The 19,159-nt window shown below is 56.9% G+C and carries 13 protein-coding genes and 3 tRNA genes; 8 read left to right on the forward strand and 8 right to left on the reverse strand.

Going from position 1 to position 19,159, the window contains the following annotated elements:
• Positions 1-194: 194 nt before the first annotated feature.
• Entirely contained in the window at positions 195-2,747 is a 2,553-nt protein-coding gene (gene pepN, locus HMPREF1631_RS06550) for an aminopeptidase N (RefSeq protein ID WP_034233767.1), read from the forward strand.
• A gap of 86 nt (positions 2,748-2,833) precedes the next feature.
• Here the strand turns inward: pepN and malQ are convergent, their stop codons facing one another.
• Positions 2,834-4,966: a 4-alpha-glucanotransferase gene (gene malQ, locus HMPREF1631_RS06555; RefSeq protein ID WP_034233769.1), complete on the reverse strand. Its 2,133-nt coding sequence runs from the start codon at positions 4,964-4,966 to the stop codon at positions 2,834-2,836.
• A 120-nt stretch (positions 4,967-5,086) separates the two neighbouring features.
• Between malQ and HMPREF1631_RS06560 the strand changes: the two genes are divergently transcribed.
• On the forward strand, positions 5,087-6,043 hold the full coding sequence (locus HMPREF1631_RS06560) for an acyl-CoA thioesterase II (protein ID WP_232215461.1): 957 nt from the start codon (positions 5,087-5,089) through the stop codon (positions 6,041-6,043).
• A gap of 41 nt (positions 6,044-6,084) precedes the next feature.
• Here the strand turns inward: HMPREF1631_RS06560 and ettA are convergent, their stop codons facing one another.
• The 4 genes from ettA to HMPREF1631_RS06580 form a co-directional block, all read right to left on the reverse strand.
• Positions 6,085-7,767: an energy-dependent translational throttle protein EttA gene (gene ettA / locus HMPREF1631_RS06565; RefSeq protein ID WP_034233771.1), complete on the reverse strand. Its 1,683-nt coding sequence runs from the start codon at positions 7,765-7,767 to the stop codon at positions 6,085-6,087.
• A gap of 84 nt (positions 7,768-7,851) precedes the next feature.
• Entirely contained in the window at positions 7,852-8,355 is a 504-nt protein-coding gene (locus tag HMPREF1631_RS06570) for a single-stranded DNA-binding protein (protein ID WP_034233772.1), read from the reverse strand.
• A 196-nt stretch (positions 8,356-8,551) separates the two neighbouring features.
• Positions 8,552-10,054, reverse strand: a complete 1,503-nt coding sequence (locus tag HMPREF1631_RS06885; protein ID WP_052047210.1) for a GTP-binding protein — start codon at positions 10,052-10,054, stop codon at positions 8,552-8,554.
• A 49-nt stretch (positions 10,055-10,103) separates the two neighbouring features.
• Positions 10,104-11,666: a GTPase domain-containing protein gene (locus HMPREF1631_RS06580; RefSeq protein WP_198017391.1), complete on the reverse strand. Its 1,563-nt coding sequence runs from the start codon at positions 11,664-11,666 to the stop codon at positions 10,104-10,106.
• Between the two features lie 185 nt (positions 11,667-11,851).
• Between HMPREF1631_RS06580 and HMPREF1631_RS06585 the strand changes: the two genes are divergently transcribed.
• The 3 genes from HMPREF1631_RS06585 to orn all read left to right on the forward strand — a co-directional run bounded on the left by HMPREF1631_RS06585 (position 11,852) and on the right by orn (position 13,975).
• Positions 11,852-11,924 (forward strand) — tRNA-Arg (locus HMPREF1631_RS06585).
• A gap of 86 nt (positions 11,925-12,010) precedes the next feature.
• Complete coding sequence (locus HMPREF1631_RS07045; RefSeq protein WP_034233918.1) at positions 12,011-13,201, forward strand: amidohydrolase; 1,191 nt, start codon at positions 12,011-12,013, stop codon at positions 13,199-13,201.
• A 114-nt stretch (positions 13,202-13,315) separates the two neighbouring features.
• Positions 13,316-13,975, forward strand: a complete 660-nt coding sequence (orn, locus tag HMPREF1631_RS06595; protein WP_034233774.1) for an oligoribonuclease — start codon at positions 13,316-13,318, stop codon at positions 13,973-13,975.
• 159 nt (positions 13,976-14,134) lie between these two features.
• Here orn and HMPREF1631_RS06600 read toward each other — a convergent pair.
• Positions 14,135-14,206 (reverse strand) — tRNA-His (locus tag HMPREF1631_RS06600).
• A gap of 128 nt (positions 14,207-14,334) precedes the next feature.
• Positions 14,335-15,264: a RimK family alpha-L-glutamate ligase gene (locus HMPREF1631_RS06605; RefSeq protein WP_034233775.1), complete on the reverse strand. Its 930-nt coding sequence runs from the start codon at positions 15,262-15,264 to the stop codon at positions 14,335-14,337.
• A gap of 204 nt (positions 15,265-15,468) precedes the next feature.
• Here HMPREF1631_RS06605 and HMPREF1631_RS06610 point away from each other — a divergent pair.
• Positions 15,469-15,541 (forward strand) — tRNA-Lys (locus HMPREF1631_RS06610).
• A 44-nt stretch (positions 15,542-15,585) separates the two neighbouring features.
• On the opposite strand, the gene HMPREF1631_RS06615 is transcribed toward HMPREF1631_RS06610, so the two are convergent.
• Complete coding sequence (locus HMPREF1631_RS06615) at positions 15,586-16,914, reverse strand: DUF5692 family protein (RefSeq protein ID WP_034233777.1); 1,329 nt, start codon at positions 16,912-16,914, stop codon at positions 15,586-15,588.
• A gap of 183 nt (positions 16,915-17,097) precedes the next feature.
• Here HMPREF1631_RS06615 and HMPREF1631_RS06620 point away from each other — a divergent pair, with 183 nt between their 5' ends.
• The gene (locus HMPREF1631_RS06620) at positions 17,098-18,120 is read left to right on the forward strand and encodes a hypothetical protein (RefSeq protein ID WP_034233920.1); all 1,023 of its coding nucleotides are present in this window, start codon (positions 17,098-17,100) and stop codon (positions 18,118-18,120) included.
• Positions 18,117-19,154, forward strand: a complete 1,038-nt coding sequence (locus HMPREF1631_RS06625) for a DUF5692 family protein (RefSeq protein ID WP_232215462.1) — start codon at positions 18,117-18,119, stop codon at positions 19,152-19,154. Before HMPREF1631_RS06620 ends, HMPREF1631_RS06625 begins: the two co-directional genes overlap by 4 nt.
• Positions 19,155-19,159: the final 5 nt, after the last annotated feature.

The raw sequence follows: 19,159 nt of genomic DNA on the forward strand, positions 1-19,159 counted from the left end.
CCTCGGCAACGGCGGACACCGCCGAACGCCACACCCGGGCGGCATCCCGCTGCCGACAGCCGACAGCCAACATACCGCCCACGCGGCAGATTCGGGAGAAGAAAGGCTGTTTTCCGGTCCGGAATTTCATTTGCCCTCTTTTTCTCGTAGGCTGGAAGAAAAGAACCAAAAAATAATATCTGAAAGGAAAGTAAGTGCCCGGTCAGAACCTTAGCCGCAGCGAGGCTGCGGCCCGTGCCGAAATTGTTTGCCCCCACTCATATTTTGTTGATTTGGACCTCACGGGAGAAGAAACGTTCAAATCCGTAACCACTGTCAAATTCAGTGCCGTGGCAGGGAAAAATACTTTTATTGATCTGATTGCCCGCAGCGTCAGCCGAATCACCCTAAACGGCAGGGAACTCGATCCGAACTCGTTTTGCGACAGCCGGATTCCGCTGCCGATCACGGAAACCGAAAACGAACTGACTGTTGCCGCTCTCTGCGAGTATTCGCATACGGGCGAGGGTCTGCACCGGGCGGTCGATCCCGCCGACGGCGAGGCATATTTGTATTCGCAGTTCGAAGTTGCCGACTGCCGGCGGATGTTTGCCGTATTTGAGCAGCCCGATCTGAAGTCCGTGTTTACATTCTCGGTACGCACGCCCGGGCATTGGAAAGCGTTTTCCGTTTCTCCCACACCCGAACCCGTCTACGGCGCAGACGGCACCGCACGGTGGAATTTTTCGCCTACGGAAAAAATTTCTTCCTACCTCACCTGCCTTGTCGCCGGACCGTACGAAGGCGTTACGGACACGTACACATCGGTTGACGGACGCACTGTTGCGATGGGCGCATACTGCCGCAAATCCCTGTTTGAATATTTTGACGGCGAAGAGATTATCGCAATTACGAAACAGGGAATGCCGTTTTACGAAACGCAGTTCCGTCTGCCCTACCCGTTTCGCAAATACGACCAGATTTTTGTGCCGGAATACAACGCCGGCGCCATGGAACATCCCGGCTGCGTAACGATTATCGATGATTACGTATTCCGTTCGCGCAGCACGGAGGCAAAAATCGAACGCCGCGCGGTAACGGTTCTGCACGAATTGGCGCATATGTGGTTCGGAGATCTGGTAACCATGAAATGGTGGGACGATCTGTGGCTGAATGAGTCTTTCGCCGAGTATATGAGCCATGTGGCAACCGCCCGGACCACCCGCTGGAAGGATGCCTGGATTACGTTCAACGCCTCGGAAAAAACCTGGGCACAGGCACAGGATCAGCTTCCTTCCACACATCCGATTGCCGCCGACATCCGCGACCTGGAAGATGTGGCAGTCAATTTCGACGGGATCACATACGGAAAGGGAGCTTCGGTATTCCAGCAGCTTGTAGCATACATCGGATGGGATTCCTTCATCCGCGGCGTGCAGAAATACCTGGCGAAAAAAGCCTGGGGAAATGCGACGCTGTCCGATCTGCTGGTGGAGCTGGAAACCGCTTCCGGGCGTGATTTGCACCGGTGGTCGAAGCTGTGGCTGGAAGAATCCGGAATCAATATTCTTCGGCCGGAAATCACCGAAGCCGACGGCACGCTCAGCGAATTTGCGATTTTGCAGGAATCGGACGGACGGGCGTCACTGCGCCCGCAGCGAATCGGCGTAGGCGGATATGACCTGCAAAACGGCAGATTCGTGCGCACGGTGTACTGCGAAACGGAAATCGCCGGGGAACGCACGCCGGTAAAGGAGTTCAGCGGGATCAAACGTCCCGATCTGATTCTGATTAACGACGGCGATTTGGCTTACGCAAAGGTACGTTTGGACGGAGAGTCCCTCGCCTGCGCCATGCGGAACATCAATGCCTTCGACGAACGTCTTCCGCGCACGCTGGTTCTTTTCAGCGCCTGGGATATGTGCCGCGACGGGCAGATGCCGGCATCGGATTTCGTTCCCCCGGTGCTCAGCGCGCTGGAAACGGAAGACCACGGAACGGTTCTGCGTTACCTGCTCAGCGAGCTGGCCACAGCCGTAAAGCTTTACAGCGACCCCGCCAAACGCGATGCTCTGCAGAAAACGGTCGGCGAAAAACTGGCGGAAATTCTTTCACGTGCGCAAAGCGGATCCGACCGGCAGCTGCAAATCGCAATGGCCGCAGTTTCAATGGCTTCGGGTTCACAGCTTGATGTGTATGGGAAATGGCTGACGGACGGGCAGAGCGTTCCTGCCGGCCTGGTCATGGACAATGCGATGCGCTGGGAAGTCCTTACGCGTCTGGCGGCAGAGGGCAGAATTTCGGATGCCGAAATCGAAGCGGAACTTACGCAGCGCGACAACACTGCCTCCGGAAAAGCCTGTGCCGCCAAGGCACGCGCCGCACTTTCCTGCGCGGATGCAAAAGCGAAGGCCTGGAAAGTCATTACCGAAGACGATGTGCCCAACGCCGAACAGCGTGCGGCGGCTCTCGGTTTCGGTGCCGGTGATCCCGCACTTCTCTGCCCATACGTGGAAAAGTATTTTTCTCTGGTGGAAGAACAGTGGAACAGACGCACAAAAGAATCCGCTTCCAATATGATTGACTATTCATTCCCCATTGAGCTTGCCGGGCGCACCGATTTGGGCGTTGATTTAACGGCAGCCGGGGACGAATGGCTGGCTGCCCACCGAAACTCGGCTCCCGCGCTCGTCCGTCTGGTGAGCGAAGCCGTGGACCGCGCAAAACGTGCGCTGCGGGCACAGTCCTGTGACCGCGCGGCACACTGACCGTTTCCCGGTTTAACGCTGTTTTCCGGCTGACGGTTGGGGGCGCTCCTTTAGGAGCGCCCCCAACCGTCAGCCGACCGATATATTTATCTGTTCAGTGCGGCGGAAAAACTGTGCATCAGCGATACCACCCGCGGATGTTTTGGCAGATCCTCCACCAATACAATCTTTTCCGTGCCGTCGGCCAGAGGAACTTTCCAATTCGGATATTCCGTATCCGTGCCCGGCTGATTCTGAGCTCTGCGCTCCCCAACGGCGTCAACCAGCGATACGCCCAGCAGACGGGCGGGAGTTTGGGCGATATAGGCATGCAGCGCTTCGATAATCTCGCGTTCCGAGGCATCTTCGCCCAGCAGACCGTATTCTTTCAGCCTGGCCAGCACCTGCTCGCGTTCCGTTTCCGCTTCCCGGCGGACTTTTGCCTCGTCTTCCACGAGCAGTCCCAGTCTTGCCCGCAGATCCACGTGTTCTCCCGCCAGGTATCCCGCGGCGGGCGGAAGATCATGGGTATCGACGGTGGCAAGCACATTGTCCCGGTATTTGTCTGCGTATTTCGGCGTGCCGTCTTCGTTTTTCTCAAACCAGAAAATGGACGTGCCCAAAATTCCGCGCTCTTTCAGATATTCACCGACCCACGGTTCGATTGTGCCCAAATCTTCCCCGATCAGGATCGCTCCCACGCGGGCCGCCTCGAGCAGCAGGATTCCGACCATTGCCTCATGGTCGAACTTCACGTATGTTCCCCGATCGGGAGTATTGCCCGTGGGAATCCACCACAGCCGGAACAGACCCATCACATGATCCACGCGCAGCATGCCCGCATGGCGCAGCACGGTACGTGCCATATCCCGCAAAGGAGCATAGCCCAGAGCCGGCAGCATGACGGGCTGCATTGGCGGCTGCGACCAGTCCTGTCCCTGCTGGTTATACATATCCGGGGGCGCACCCACGCCGATCCCTTTGGCAAACGCATCGGGGTTCGACCATGTATCCGACCCGTTTGGATGTACGCCCACCGCCAGATCATGACAGATGCCGTATCTCATCCCCGACGCCAAAGCCGTCTTTTGCGCCTCGGCCAGCTGCTCGTCGAGAATCCACTGCAGCCATGCCCAAAAATCAATTCTGCCCGCCAATTTGCTGCGCTCGCGGTTCACCGCAGGGGAATGCAGATCGCGCAGACGCGCCGGCACCTTTCCCCCGTGCGCTTCGTTGATTGCACACCAGAGGGCAAAATTCTCCAGTCCCTCGCCTTCGGTTTCCCTGAAACGCTCAAAGGCACGCTGTCTGGCCTCGCTGCGGCCCGCCTGATAGATAACGTCCAAAGCCTCCCGCTTTGCGTCCCAGACCGCATCGCGGTCAATCAGTGTATTTTGCGTTGAGAGCTCTTTGACTTTTTCTCCCGCCCAAACCACAAGGGAACGCTGCGGCCCGCTGAGATAGGCGGTTTCGCGGATATTTTCGGGACGGATATAAATCGGATTGAAGAATCTGCGCGTTACGGGCAGATACGGGGAAGGAGTCATTTTTCCCACCGGTTCGGCGGCATGCAGCGGATTGATCAGCAGAAAATCTGCTCCGAAATCGCCGAACACCGATCCCATCTCGGACAGATCGTTCAGATCTCCGATTCCCCACGAATCGCGCGAACGCACCGAATACAGCTGTGCCATCATTCCCCATGCCCGCGGCCCGCGGTACGCGGCGTCAATCCGGTTCGGCACCAATGCCAGGCAGGTATAAAATTCCTCCGTGCGGCCGTCGAAATCGGTTACCGCGGCGAACAGCCGGTGATACCCCAAAGGCATCCCGGCAGGAATCAGAAAGGCCGCCTGGCCGATAAGTCTGCCTTCGATTTCACGGGCGGGTGTGTTGTCTTCAATCTGCTGCAGTGCTGTCTGCCCGCCCTTTTCAAACAGAATTTTTACTTCCACACCGTATCCGTCGGGCACGTGCACGCGCAGCGGAGTGGAGCGGTCGTCCCGCGCCACCGTGAATTCGGGCAGCACCGAATACCAGTCGCGGTTGTTGCGCTTCCAAATCTCGTATTCCGCATTTTCGTCTGTTACGTCTCCCACACCCATTGCTTCGAGCACTTTGACGACGGTACTGTCTTCAACAGTCCGTTTTTCCCCGTCGTAACCCCAATATTCGCTCGCCACACCATAGGCATCCGCCAGCCGGACCAACGTCTCCCGGTCGGTAAGTTTGATTGTCACTGCCGCTCCCCCTGTTCACAGATTCAATGCCGTTTGCTTATACTTTAACTGTACTGAAAATGTTACCTAAAACATAGTCATATAACATATTTTTTCCAAAAAACGGCATACGCGTCGCAGATGAGAAGGCTTAAAATGCAGACATTGGATTTGCCCGTTGTTTCCTCCGAGCCTCTGGCTTCGGTATTAAATATTTTACGGCTTGGGATTATTGGACCCGGCTCCTTCGTAGGCAGTAATTCACGGCAGTTTCCGCTGCGCGTTTACGGAGGGCAGATTTTGGCACAGGCCGTTGTTGCCGCCTACGCCACCTTCGCAAACGAATATAAAGGACGGCAGATACATTCGCTGACCTCCGCATTTGTCCGACCGGGGGACGTCGGCACACCCACTTATTTTTCGGTGGACGATATTCTGGACGGCAATTCTTTTTCCACCCGGTCGGTTAAGGCTTCCCAAAACGGGAAAACGATCTTTTCCGCCCGGGCGTCTTTCCAGGAAGTCCAATCCGGTCCCGAACACTGCCGGGCCATGCCGGAAACCGTAGATCCGGGTCAGCTCGAATCCTCCGCCGCTTTTTTCTCCTCCCTAAACACCGCTCCCGCGCAGAACATGGCAATGTTTAACCCCGTGGATTTAAGGCACGTGGACGGACCGATCTGGCTCAGACCGCAGAAGCATCCCCAAACCCGCACACAGATCTGGTTTCGGCTGCGCTCCCCGCTGCCGCAGCAGTCCTCACAGCTGCTGCACAGGGCAATGCTGGTTTATGCGGCGGATCAGTTCATGCTTGAACCGATTCTGCGCGCACACGGTCTGTTTTGGCTCAATCCGCGTCTTTCGCCCGCAACTTTGAACCACAGCACGTGGTGGCACCGCGATGTCAATATGTCGGACTGGATTCTGGCGGATCTCAGCACGCCTTCGGCACAGGGCGGGCGCGGGCTGAGCATTGCCGAATTTTTCCAAAACGGCACGCATATTGCGACAATGGCCCAGGAAGGCATGGTACGGGTAAAAGACGGTCCGCGGCAGGGCGCTTCGGATACCCGCCATGCGGGAGAAAACAGGAAGTAAAGGCCGCGCCGGGGCGCCCGCTGCACCCGGGCGCCCGCGGATCAGCCGCGCGTCAGCTTTCTGTATACGGAAGCCGAGGAACGCACTGCCTCAGGTCCCAGCCGCTGCGCTTTGTTCTTTTCGTACATCTCGAAATTGCCTTCAAACCAATACCAGTTATCGGGCTTTTCGGCAGTTCCCTCCCATGCCAGAATATGCGTGGCAATTCGGTCAAGGAACCAGCGGTCGTGGGTAATAACTACCGCACACCCGGGGAAATTAAGCAGCGCATTTTCCAAAGATCCGAGGGTTTCCACATCCAGATCATTCGTCGGCTCGTCAAGCAGAATCAGATTTCCGCCCTTTTTCAGAGTAAGCGCCAGATTTAACCGATTCCGCTCACCGCCGGAAAGCACCCCGGCCGGCTTCTGCTGGTCCGCGCCCTTAAAGCCGAAAGCAGAGACATACGCACGGGAAGGCATTTCCGTATTGCCGACCTTTATGTAATCCAAACCGTCGGAGACAACCTCCCACAGTGTTTTTTGCGGATCGATTCCCGCGCGCGTCTGATCCACATAGGAGATTTTTACGGTTTCGCCGATTTTCAGTTCCCCTCCGTCGAGCGGCTCCAAACCGACGATAGTTTTGAACAGCGTGGTTTTTCCCACGCCGTTCGGCCCGATAATCCCCACTATTCCGTTTCTCGGCAGCGAAAACGACAGACCGCCGATCAGCGAACGGCCGTCGAATCCTTTTTGCAGATTATGCGCCTCAATCACCGTGCTGCCCAGACGCGGGCCCGGCGGAATCTGAATTTCCTCGAAATCAAGCTTTTGCGCACGTTCGGCCTCTGCCGCCATTTCCTCGTAACGCTGCAGACGCGCTTTTGATTTCGCCTGCCTGCCCTTTGCGGAGGAACGCACCCACTCCAGCTCTTCTTTCAGGCGTTTCTTCAGCTTGGCGTCTTTTCTGCCCTGCACTTCCAAACGTTCCTGTTTTTTCTCAAGATAGGTGGAATAGTTGCCCTCGTAGGGATAAAGCCGACCCCGATCCACTTCGGCAATCCACTGCGCCACATGGTCAAGGAAGTAACGGTCGTGGGTAACGGCAATAACCGCGCCGGGGTACTTTGCCAAATGCTGTTCCAGCCATTCCACGGATTCTGCATCCAAATGGTTGGTCGGCTCGTCGAGAAGAAGCAGATCGGGAGCTTCCAGCAGCAGTTTGCACAACGCAACGCGCCGCCGCTCACCGCCGGAAAGAACGTTAACGGGAGTCTCCGGCGGCGGACAGCGCAGCGCATCCATCGCCTGGTTCAGCTGCGAATCCAAATCCCACGCATTGGCCGCATCAATCTCTGTCTGCAGCCTGCCCATTTCATCCATCAGCGCGTCAAAATCCGCATTCGGATCTGCCATTTCGGCACCGATTTCGTTAAACCGTTCCACTTTCGCAAACATATCGCCCGCGGCTTCACGCACGTTTTCCAAAACGGTCTTTTCTTCGTCCAACGGCGGTTCCTGCATCAAAATCCCCACCGTATATCCCGGAGACAGCTTCGCTTCCCCGTTCGACGGCTCGTCCAAACCCGCCATTATTTTCAAAATGGTGGACTTACCGGCACCGTTCGGACCTACCATGCCGATCTTGGCCCCCGGAAGAAATGCCATCGTCACGTCGTCTAAAATCAGTTTGTCCCCCACGCTTTTGCGGGCACGCACCATTGAATAAATATACTCAGCCACGTTTCTCCGTACTTTGCATTGCCGTTTGTATTTCATGTACAGATTATCGGGATTTGGTAAAGATGTAAAAGCAAAAACGAAAAACTAGCTGTCTGCCCCCACCGGTTCTCCCGGTTTGTCCGCTGTGCAGCCGGTTTCCCACTGCGCATCGGAAACACCGGACTCGGAAACACCCCGGTCTTTGACCGCAATCCCCGCCGGCGCGGAAACGGTTTTCACGTATTCCGCTTTTCCGTGGCTGAGCTCAACTCCCACCGAATCGGCAAAAATCACCTGAGAGGTACGCATATTTCCGCTTTTGTCCCGATAGGTGTGCCGGGCCAGCCTTCCGCGCACCAACAGCGGATGTCCGCGTTTTACACAAAGAGAGACGTTGGCCGCCAAAGATCCGTAACAGCGCACGGAATACCACATCGTTTCACCGTCCCGAAAAGACTGCGTTTTTCTGTCGAAAATGCGCGGAGTCACGCCTACGTTTACCAAAGCCGCCGACACTTTGGCCGTGGCGGGCGCGGAATTTTCCCCGATAAACAGTTTTGCGTCCGAGCCCGCCCAGCCGCGCACGGTAACAGTTGTTTCATTAGACATTTCTTTCCCCCGTTTCCGGTGTTATCCAAAACTTACATGTTTAACTAAAACACCGGCGGAGAAAAAAGAAACGGCGGATATTTTTTCTGTGGATAAAGTGCCCGCCGCTAAAACGTGCGGAAAACAGATGTTTCGCCCCGCAGCCGTTTTGCGCGGCGGCGTGCGATTCGGCCGAAACAGCGGGAAACAGAGCCGGCTAGGCGGGATTTTTTCTCAGCAGCAAAGCGCGCACCCGCCCGTAGCGTTCCAGCACTTCATCCGCTTTTACAAGCAGACATTCATCCACTGTCTTTTCCAGCTCCGCCAATACCCGCCGCTCGTAGCGCACGGCACGGCGGCGCGCACGCACCCTGCCCACGGCTGCCGCCGCGGCCCACAGACACAGCAGAAACACGGCCGTGCCCGCGAAAAGGGCTGCCTTTTGCCACGTCCGCATCAGATCCCGGCACAGAAACTCGGCGGCGGCGCAGGCAACAACGGCAGCACAGGCCAAAAAGAGAACGGCAAAAACCGCTTTTACGTTTTTATGCGGCACGGGGACCGCTTCCAGCGCAGCACCGATCCTGCGGCGCAGTCTGTCCGCCGGCACGGTGTTTTTCCGCACGGCACGGGCCCACAGAGGCGGCAGATCCCGAACCTCATCCGTTATCCACGCTTCCCGCAGCGCCCTCACGACCGCGGAAGCCGGCTGCTGCGGGGGCGCGGGCGCAACCGCGGACAGGTGTCTGCCGCTCCCGCGAATCGCATCGGCTACTGCCGGTACGCCGCACGCGGCGGAAATCTCCGCCGTCAGCTTCTCTTTGCTCTCTTTGGGCGTCCGCACTTCACGGCTTCCGAGCCCGGAAGCAAGCAGCCGGGTAACTCCGTCAATCTGCGACGCGGCTCCGGCCAGCACCGTTTCCGTCCTGCCCACTGCCGTTTTCAGCAGCTCCCGCACGGGTTCCAGTCCCTTTCCGCAAAGAGCGGAGACGGGAAAGACCGGCACATCTTCCAAACCGTCTTCGGCCAAAAGGCGCCGCAGATCGGAAACCAGCAGATCAACGCTTTCCGGGGCAACGGTATCAGTCTGGTTCAAAATCACGGCCATTGACCGTCCCCGCTCCCGCAGGGCACCCAGAAAATCCCGGTGGAGTATCTGGTCGGCATATTTCTGCGGATCGACAACCCAAATCAACAGATCCGTCAGCGGCATCAGCCGCGACACAAAAGCGCAGTTGGTGCGGCGGACCGAATCATGGTCCGGCAGATCGAGCAGAACCAAACCCCTCAGCTCCTCGGATACGGGAGTAAGTGCCGAACCGCGTTCAATTCTGCGTTCTTTTTTTACCTCCAGATAATCCAGAAGGTCTTCCGCCTGTGCCTGCCAGGTGCAGGCAGTAGGCTGCTGCGTAGTGGGACGCAGCCTGCCCGCGTCGGCAAAATCAAAACCCGTCAGCGCATTGAACAGCGTGGATTTTCCTGAACCGGTACCTCCCGCCAACGCGGCAAGCGTACATCCGCCGCCCAGCGCCATCCGTTTCTTTACCTGATTCAGCCCGTCTTTCGCCCGATCTGCGATATGCGGATCACATTCCGTGCCTATCTGTGCAAAAACCCCCTCCAACTCGCCGATACGCGCCGAAAGCATTTGAGAAGTAAGTTTTTCCCGCGAATCCGACAGTGCCACAGGTACACAGCGTTCACTGAGATGCTCCGCCATTTTTCGATTCCCAACCTCCGAAGATCCGTTTTCGATATTCTACCGCAATTCACTGCGCAACAACGCGGTCCGTGAATTCGGCCGCGCGCAGACGCAGCGCCGCCACGTCGGCAGGATCCGCCTCCGGAAGTGTCTGCGCATATATCTGTGCAATCCCTGAAACGGCTTTTTCCACCGCATCGCACAGAACCGTTCTCGCACGGCGCACGCTCTGTTCCGATTCCAGACGCTGTGCGGCTTTCACCGCACCCGCGATCCCTCCTGCCGCCGCACCGATCAGATACGCTTTGCCCGCATTCCCCAGCCAGGCATTCGTTTTTCCTTCACTGCCCATACTTTTCACCGCCGAGACCCACTGTGCCAATGCTTCGTCCGCTATCTGCCGCACATCCGCATTCCTCCGCGCCCGGCGGATAAACACACCCGTATCCGCCGCGTCCTCTTTCCATGCCGATTCAATCCCGTTCTGCGCATTAATCAGAGTCTGGCGAAAAGCGGTTTTTATGCCCCCGCAGACCGCGTCGAACACCGCAGCCGCCGCTTCGTCACGCCGCTGTCTGCCCCGGCCGAAGAAAGGGGGTTTCTTTCCCGCCGCCAAGCCTGCCAGCGGTGCACCGGCAGAAACGGAAGAAAGCCACACTGCCGCCGCGCCGCCGCGGCCCAGTCCTCCCGCCGTAATACCCGCATTCAGTTTTTCCGCGGGCCCGTCTGCGGCCGCAAACGCTTTGTCCCGCAGGTCTGTGAGAGCATTGGCCTGCATTTCCAAACCGTCCGCCAGCAGATTCAAATCCCCGCGCAGCGCGGGAAGCGTTCCTACGCGTGTTTTCTCCGCCAAACGTTTTACCATCCGCGACCGGGTCACCGTCCGCAGCCATTCACACAGTTCTTTTGTGCAGGACCCGGGCAGCAGTCCTTCGTGCGGTCCCAGATCCCGAATCACAAACAGCGGGCAGTCCTGTATCCCGGAGGCATACAGACGCCGGGTCAGATCGCGCGAAATATCCTGCAGAGCATCGGCGGGCACACGATTCAGCACCACTGCGCAGGTTGTTCCTCTTTGGGCGGCATATTCCAGAGTTTCCCATGCGCGGGCATCCCCGTAACGCGCGGCGGTGGTAACAAAAATCCACAGATCCGCGGAATCCAAAAGCCGCTGCGAAAGTACGTGATTTTCCTCCTCCACCGTGTCCAGATCGGGCGCGTCCACCGCCGCAATTCCCTGCAGTGCGGCGTCGTCACACACACATTGGGCATAAGCGCACAGATCGTGCCCGTTCATCTTTGCGGCGTCAAGCGGATGCATAACCGCCACGGGAGTGCGCGTGGTCGGACGCAGCACCGAAGCACGGGTTACCTCTTTCCCCACCAGAGAATTCACCAACGTGGATTTTCCCGCTCCCGAAGAACCGCCGAACACAACCGTCAGGGGCAGCATACGCTTCTCCAAATGCGGCAGAATACGCGCTTCCAAATGGGTAATCAGTTCCCTGCGTTTACGCTCCAGCTCTTCGGTACCCGGCATTTCCAGGGGAAATTCCGTATCACGCAGGCAGGACAGTGTTTCGCGCACCAAAGCCGCCAGATCCGAATGTGTAAACGAATTTGTTTCCATACTTTCTATTGTGACCCAAAACGGAGGGAAAAGTGGATTTTTGTGATTCATGTGCACAGTTTCGCAATCCACCGCACCGGCCGCGCGGGAGCCCGGCAGGCAGGCGCGGAAAATATGCGGGACATATAACAATCTGCCGGCAAAATTCACAAAAACCGGCGGAAAGATGTAAATTGGTGATTAATGCCCCCATAGCTCAATGGATAGAGCATCAGACTTCTAATCTGCAGGTTGCTGGTTCGAGTCCAGTTGGGGGCGCTTGTGTTTGCAATCGGAACGCAAAGGAACACGCACCGAAGGAGACCGCTACGGCCGGGCAAAATTTTAACGGCGAATATCAAAAAATTGCGCAGTGGCAGACCCGTCTCTACCGGGATCTGCACAGAAATCCCGAACTTTCGCTGAAAGAATTTCGCACCGCCGAACGGATCGAAGCGGAATTGAGCCGGCTCGGCACACGGCCGATGCGAATCGGAGAAACGGGTGTGGCTGCGGTAATCAGAAACGGGACCGGGAAAACGGTTCTTGCCCGCGCCGACATCGACGCTCTTCCCGTGACGGAGAACACCGCACTGCCCTATGCCTCGCAGATTCCCGGCATAATGCACGCGTGCGGGCACGATATGCATATCTGTGCTCTTCTCGGAGCGGTGAAACTGCTTCTTTCCTGCCGCTCCGACTGGTCGGGAACCTACATTGCCCTTTTCCAGCCCGCGGAGGAACTGGCGGCAGGCGCGGAAAAAATGCTTGCCGACGGACTGCGGGAGAAAATCCCGGCGCCGCAGATCGCTTTTGCGCAGCACGTAATAGTCGGTCCCGCCGGACAGATAACCACGGTGTCCGGACCGGCACTGTCGGCCGGGGATTCGATCCGGATCGTAATTTACGGACGCGGCGCGCACGGATCGATGCCCCACACATCCGTAGACACCGTGCTCCTCGCCTCCGGGATCGTGACGCGGCTGCACTCCGTCGTATCGCGCGAAATTCAGCCGGGAGTATTTGCGGTACTCACCGTCGGGGCAATAAACGCGGGCACGAAATCAAATATTATTCCCGACAGCGCCGAACTGCTTGTCAATATCCGCACCTACAGCACAAAAGTGCGTGACCGGATCATTTCCGCAGTCGAACGGATCGTCCGGGGAGAATGCGCCGCCGCGGGAGCCGAACGCGAACCCGAGTTTACCTATTACGACCACTACCCCCTGACCTGCAACGACAAATCCGCCAACGAAATTATCACCGAAAAATTTAAAGCCTACTTCGGTCCGCAGTCAGTAACCGCAAACGGAAAAGGAGCAACGGCTTCCGAAGACTTCAGTGTTATTCCCGACGCTTACCGCATTCCCTACGTATATTGGTTTGTCGGATGCACCGGGGAGGCACAGTGGAATGACGCTCTCGCCCGCGGGAGCGTGGAAACGGATATTCCGGCAAACCACAATCCGGGCTTTGCCCCGCAAATCACTCCGACTCTGCAGAGGGCAACCGAGGCGCAGGCCGTGGCCGCCCTGGCATTTCTGGAACGTTAAACACCGCCGGCGCAGGCACGGCCGAACACCGCCGCGAAACAGGGCGGCAGGAAAACACATTCGGATCCGCCGGGATAAAATCTGTGCCCGCACAAAATCTGCTAGTCTTGAAACGTGAATAATTTTTCTGCACAAAACACACCGATTGTCTGGATAGACTGCGAAATGACCGGTCTTGACCTTGCAACCGACGCATTGGTGGAAGTATCTATAGTTGTCACCGATGCAAATCTCCGCCCCTACGATACGGGATTGGATTTGGTTATTAAGCCCGATCCCGCAGCAGTTGCCGCAATGAACAGTTTCGTTCGGCAGATGCACACAGCCACAGGCCTGATAAACGACTGGGAAAACGGTTTAACAATGGAGGAAGCCACAAAACAGGCTCTCGCCTATATCCGGCGGTTCGTGCCGGAAGCGGGCAAAGCACATCTGGGCGGAAATTCCGTGGGAACCGACCGCAATTTCCTTGCCCGCGACATGCCGCAGCTGATTGACTATCTCCACTATCGGATTATCGACGTTTCTTCGCTTAAGGAACTGGCCAAACGCTGGTTCCCGCGCGTTTATTTCGCCGCTCCCGAAAAAACGGGAAATCACCGCGCAATCGGCGACATCTACGATTCCATTGACGAGCTGCGTTACTACCGTGCCGCTCTCTTCCCTGCGGGCGAAGGTCCGGATACGGCACGGGCACGCGAAATCGCCGCGGGGATCAAAGCCGATTTAACTCAGAAACGCGCCGAGGAAGCCCACGCAAAACAGTGCCGCTGACCGCGCCGCAAACGCCCTGACAAGCGGCTCCGCTGACCGACGGGTCTGTGCCTTCCGGGCAGCGGAGCCGGGACCGCCCTAAAGCGGAAACGAAGCGCACAGGAATAAGCGTGCGCAGAGATACAAAAACCCTCCGAAATTCAATTTCGGAGGGAAAAGGGTGGCCGACGGGGCTCGAACCCGCGACCCCCTGGACCACAACCAGGTGCTCTACCACTGAGCTACGGCCACCATACGTTACCTGAGGCAACGAATTAAAACTATAGCAAAAACCGTTCTTCGGGGCAAATAATATGCCGTGAAAGACGTCACCGCCTCCTGCGGGGAACGTTTCGGATCTTCACTGCATAACGCGGGCTTCACCACATAACGCGGGTCTGGATTGCGTCCGCGAAACGGTTTAAATTCTCCTCTTTTGCGCTCAGATACAGCGAACCGTCGATCAGCGAAATTTCCATTACATAAAACTCTTCTTCCGAGTCTTCGTCTCCGCGCACAATATCGACCCTGTTAAACAAAAGCAGCTCGTCGTGCCCCGATTTTTCTTTCACGTATCCGTGCAGGGCCTTGCGGATTCTCTCTCCCCAGCGCCAGGTTTCCTCGGAAGCGTCAGCCAGGTTTACCACCTCGTCGACCACTGCCGAATCGGCCGTGCTGCGGAAGCACGGATGAAGCATCGGAGCCTTTTCCACCTGGTAGGCAGACAGGCCGTTGAGATAGATAAGGGAGGTTTCGCCCTGTCTGTCGATCACATCAAGATACCGCTGCACCATCACCGTGCGCCCGTGGCGCAGTTCACGCATTGCGTGCTCTATCGCCTCCGCCCGCGACTTCGGATCCGTTGCCGTATACCGTCCCGTTCCGCGCCCACCGGAGGAAACGGCGGGTTTCACCACAAAATCCCCCGTGGCAGGAAAACGGGAGTGAATCTGCTGTTTTGTGTAGTGGCGGTCCGCTTCCAGCCAGATTGTGGGGATGGTGGGCAGGCCCCTGGCAGCCAGTTCCCGCAGATAATGTTTGTCCGTATTCCAGGCAATCGTTTCGGCGGAGTTTAAAATCCGCGGTACGGAACGTGCCCAGTTCACAAATTTCTTTCTGTCGCGGGCGTAGTCGCGCACGGAGCGCACAACCACAACACCTGCGTCATCCCAGTTCACCGAGGGGTCATCCCAAACCGCAATCCGCGGCTCTATTCCGCGCGCCCGCAGAGCATCGGGCAGACCCTGCTCATCACGGTCCAGATTCGGAAACTGCGCGCCGGTAGCAATGGTAACAACGGGAGCAGACACTCTTTAACACCTGTTTCTTTTGCCGAACTACATACTTCCTCTCGTATTCTAAGCTATTTTTCCCCGCCCCGCCCAGCTGCGGAAAAACCGCCGGAGAAAAACGGAAAATCACGGCAAAAGGCGGCTTTGTGCATGAACTCACACCGAAACCGAAAAACAGGACTTGCAAAATGATTCTCCCGGAAGATATTATTATGGAGTTGCGCACCGCTAGCTCAACTGGCAGAGCATCTGACTCTTAATCAGAGGGTTCTGGGTTCGAGTCCCAGGCGGTGTACGAATCGGAGACACCCGCCGGACGGCGGGTGTCTCTCTTTGTTTTCACACATCCCACTGCGGATCGCTTACTATGCCTTTTTCGGCCAGCTTCCGGTCGGCGGACAGCGGCACCCGCGCCTTGGGCCACCGTCTGTCTTTTTTCCACCACGGCATCCACCCTACGTATCCGTCACGCGGAGGAACCGGGGAATCCGGCTCAAAGCCCAGCTCGGCCGGCGTCGGGGCAACCATATCCGTCAGGAAATACTTATCCCGGTCGTCCGCGTGCTGTCTCACTATTGTGCGCACGGCACCCAGGTCAAGGAAAAGGCAGTTGGTGAGGGGATTGCGCCTGAATCTGACGATTCTGCGCAGCCAGTATCCGAAAAGCCACAGATTAAACAGGAACGCAATCCATGAACAGACAATGTTTGCCGTCGGATTCATCGTAGCGTAGTTCGTCATAATACTTGGACGCACAAGCAGCCCGGGAAGGATGTTGTTGGCCGCTATCCAGAACATCAGCGTAAAACACCTGAACCAAATCCACTGCCCCTTTGCCCATGTAAAAGCGGGAACCGTGCAGGCCAGCAGGAGGGCGAGCGTGCAGTACCACGTGTAATCGGCCAGAGAATTGTAGAGAAAAGCATGATTCCACAGATCGTAGGCAATAACCCAGGGCCAAACCATATCCGCCCAGATCAGTCCCCGCACTTTGGCTTTATTCGGCGAGGAAACAAAGATTTTTCCCAAACCCGTGATGGTAATGATGTTCAGCAGACCGGCCGCCGCCGACAGCAGATTCCAGTATCCGCCGATCGTGCGGAAGCCCGTTGCCGGATCAATACCGATTCCCTTCTGCGCAAATGCCGCCGCAACGGCACGGTACCATGCATCGGAAAACTGCGGGGCTGCAATACCGCGCGTTTCCGGCAGGCCGGCAATCATTGACACCGGGCGGCCCGCGTCGATGCCCTGCAGACACCGGGGATCCGCGGCACAGGAAAGATAGCTGTCCGCCTGGAAAAAGATCGTAATATCGCGGATATTGGCTTCCATGATATTCACGGCAAGGCCGATCCACAGCGCAATTCCCAGCCAAATTGCATACCGATGCGCCCGCACGGGATTGCGCTTCCCCCAGGCCAGGAGAAATGCCGTCATCGTGGCGGTGGCAATCATGATTACAAATTTTCCGAAGGGGAACCACCCCACCATCGGAACTCCGTGGACAATCACGTACGGCGTAACCAAAACACCGCCTACCGTCCACATCGCAAAAGCAGTCCACACCCAGCGGCGGTTTATTTCCGCCACGAGCATCTGCAGTGCAAAAACAACAAACCAGAAAAAATAGACCCACCCGGAGCCTACCTCCCATAAGAACCCCATTGTTCTTCCTCCATGCCGGTTTTGAGCGACAAAAATCTGCAGTTACACATTACCACAGAGATTTGGCCAAAACTTCCGATACGGAAAGCCTGTTTCGGGTATAATTGCGTTAATCGCAGTTCAATGACGAATATGCGGATGGGACTGCCGGCGGCATCCGTCCGGCACAGACGGGAGAAACAAATGGTTCGCAGAGTATTTACGGCAGCGGCAGGCGCGGCCGCCGCGGGACTGGCAGGAATGTTTTCTTTCAGCCAGCTCTCGGGAAAAGCCACAAAGGAAGAAAACGACTGGAAATATCCTTCCGACGATCTGATCGACAGATGCTACGGGAACGGACGGTCCTCCACCTACGCAATCGACATAAATGCCCCCGCATACGCCGTTTACCGGCATCTGAAGCAGATTGGGTGCGACAAGGCGGGCTCGTATTCGTCGGAATTTCTGGAACGCACTTTCGCCCGGCTGCCATTTTACAATTCCTATGAAATTCAGGAACAGTGGCAGGGGGAAGACGCCCTGAAACCGGGAGACACCGCGGGTTTTGACTTCACGGGAATGTCGATGGAATGGACGGATATCGTTCCCGGAAAATACATCTCCCAATGGGTAGACACAAAGCATCCCCCAAAAGCCCCGGGATCTTTTGCGTTCCGCTACCCCGGAATGAAACATTACGCCGCGGCGTGGTGCTTCTACCTCGTGCCGCTGAAAGGGGAACGCTGCCGGCTGATCAACCACTGGCGGATCGGATTTGAGCCGGAAACGAAAACGGCCGCCGTCATCAATTGGATCAACATCGAATTAATCGGCGGGTGCATGGCGCATCTGCAAAATCTGTATCTCAAACGCGTGGCGGAATTCCGAAAGAAACCGCAGTGGCAGGCACGGATTAAACGTGCCGTGCTGGGAGGAAAAGTGTTTGGCTACGGCACCCCCGCAGGCAGATACGACGGCACCGAGCTGTACGAAGAAACGCACAACACATGGCTCCGTTACGGCAGACAGGACCCCGCCTGCAACGAAGTGCGTCCGCCGGTCACCGACAATCCGAACTGGCCTCCGACGGGCGAGGGCACGCCGTGGGCAGACACCGTGGACGAAACGTATTTCGAGGGATGGAGCGAACCGGAATTCTCCTGGGAAGAACAGATCCGGCAAAAGAGAGAAAAAACCTACCCGAAAAATTGGGGGAAGAAACAATGACACCCGACTACCCCACACTGTTCTTCTTTGAAACCGGTCAGTGGTGGGATTACGCAATGCTGCCCGTGGTGGTCATCGCCCTGGCCGTGACCGCCCGGCTGGCGATTTCCTTTAAGTGGGTAGCGGTTGCCGTTTTTATCGTGATTCCGCTGGGACTGACGGTGTTTTGGTGGCCCTATTCCACACAGGGAACGAGTTCGGCGGGCTGGTTTCCGATTGTCAAACAGTATTCCGCGCTGTTCGGTTCCCTTTCCCTGGTGGCATTGCAGTATTTTCCCCGGCTGCGCGGAAAAAAGTGGTATCTGTGCATTCCGCCGGTCATTCTCGCGGTCAATATCGCCGAAGCCGTAATCCGCGATTTTCAGTGCTACCGGATTCACGGCGTGGATCCGCAGAACAATATGTTTACCCTGGGCGGACCGTGGAATATCATGAACGGCATTGCCGGGATTCTCAATCTGGCGATGATTTCCGGATGGCTGGGAATTTATGTCTCAAAAACGAAAGACAGGCAGATCATCTGGGGCGACCTGACGGTGCAGTGGATTATTGCCTACGACCTGTGGAACGTTGCGTACGTATACAACTGTTTGGCAGACCGGGCATGGTACTCCGGCGTGGCACTGCTTGCCGCATGCACTATTCCTGCCTTTATGCCTTTCGGCCGGGGTGCCTGGATTCAGTACCGCGCCTACACCCTCACGTTCTGGTCCGCCGTCGTACTCACATTTCCGCACTTTATGCAGGATTCGATATTCGCCCACCGTTCGGCGCACAATCCGCGGGCGCTGTTTATTCTTTCGCTGGCGGCACTGCTCGTCAACGCGGCCGTTTTCCTCAGGCACATATACAGAATTGCAAAACTGAAGCGGAATCCCTTCCGGCAGGAACTGTATTACGATACGGCAGAGAATATCCGCATCTCCCGGATTCATGCCCCGGCTGCCCGCACCCGGCCGGCCGCGGCGCAAACACGCAGCGCGGAAAAGAAGACCCGCGCAAAAAACGGGGAACCGCTAAATCGGATACAATAAACTGT

The sequence above is a fragment of the Arcanobacterium sp. S3PF19 genome, assembly GCF_000758825.1.
Taxonomy (GTDB): domain Bacteria; phylum Actinomycetota; class Actinomycetes; order Actinomycetales; family Actinomycetaceae; genus Arcanobacterium_A.

What these genes read in the sequence shown, in the direction of transcription:
- HMPREF1631_RS06560 (WP_232215461.1), top strand. Translation starts at nt 5,087, where the DNA reads ATGAGAAGGCTTAAAATGCAGACATTGGATTTGCCCGTTGTTTCCTCC.
- HMPREF1631_RS06580 (WP_198017391.1), bottom strand. Translation starts at nt 11,666, where the DNA reads ATGGAAACAAATTCGTTTACACATTCGGATCTGGCGGCTTTGGTGCGC.
- HMPREF1631_RS06885 (WP_052047210.1), bottom strand. Translation starts at nt 10,054, where the DNA reads ATGGCGGAGCATCTCAGTGAACGCTGTGTACCTGTGGCACTGTCGGAT.
- HMPREF1631_RS06625 (WP_232215462.1), top strand. Translation starts at nt 18,117, where the DNA reads ATGACACCCGACTACCCCACACTGTTCTTCTTTGAAACCGGTCAGTGG.
- HMPREF1631_RS06620 (WP_034233920.1), top strand. Translation starts at nt 17,098, where the DNA reads ATGGTTCGCAGAGTATTTACGGCAGCGGCAGGCGCGGCCGCCGCGGGA.
- HMPREF1631_RS06615 (WP_034233777.1), bottom strand. Translation starts at nt 16,914, where the DNA reads ATGGGGTTCTTATGGGAGGTAGGCTCCGGGTGGGTCTATTTTTTCTGG.
- HMPREF1631_RS06570 (WP_034233772.1), bottom strand. Translation starts at nt 8,355, where the DNA reads ATGTCTAATGAAACAACTGTTACCGTGCGCGGCTGGGCGGGCTCGGAC.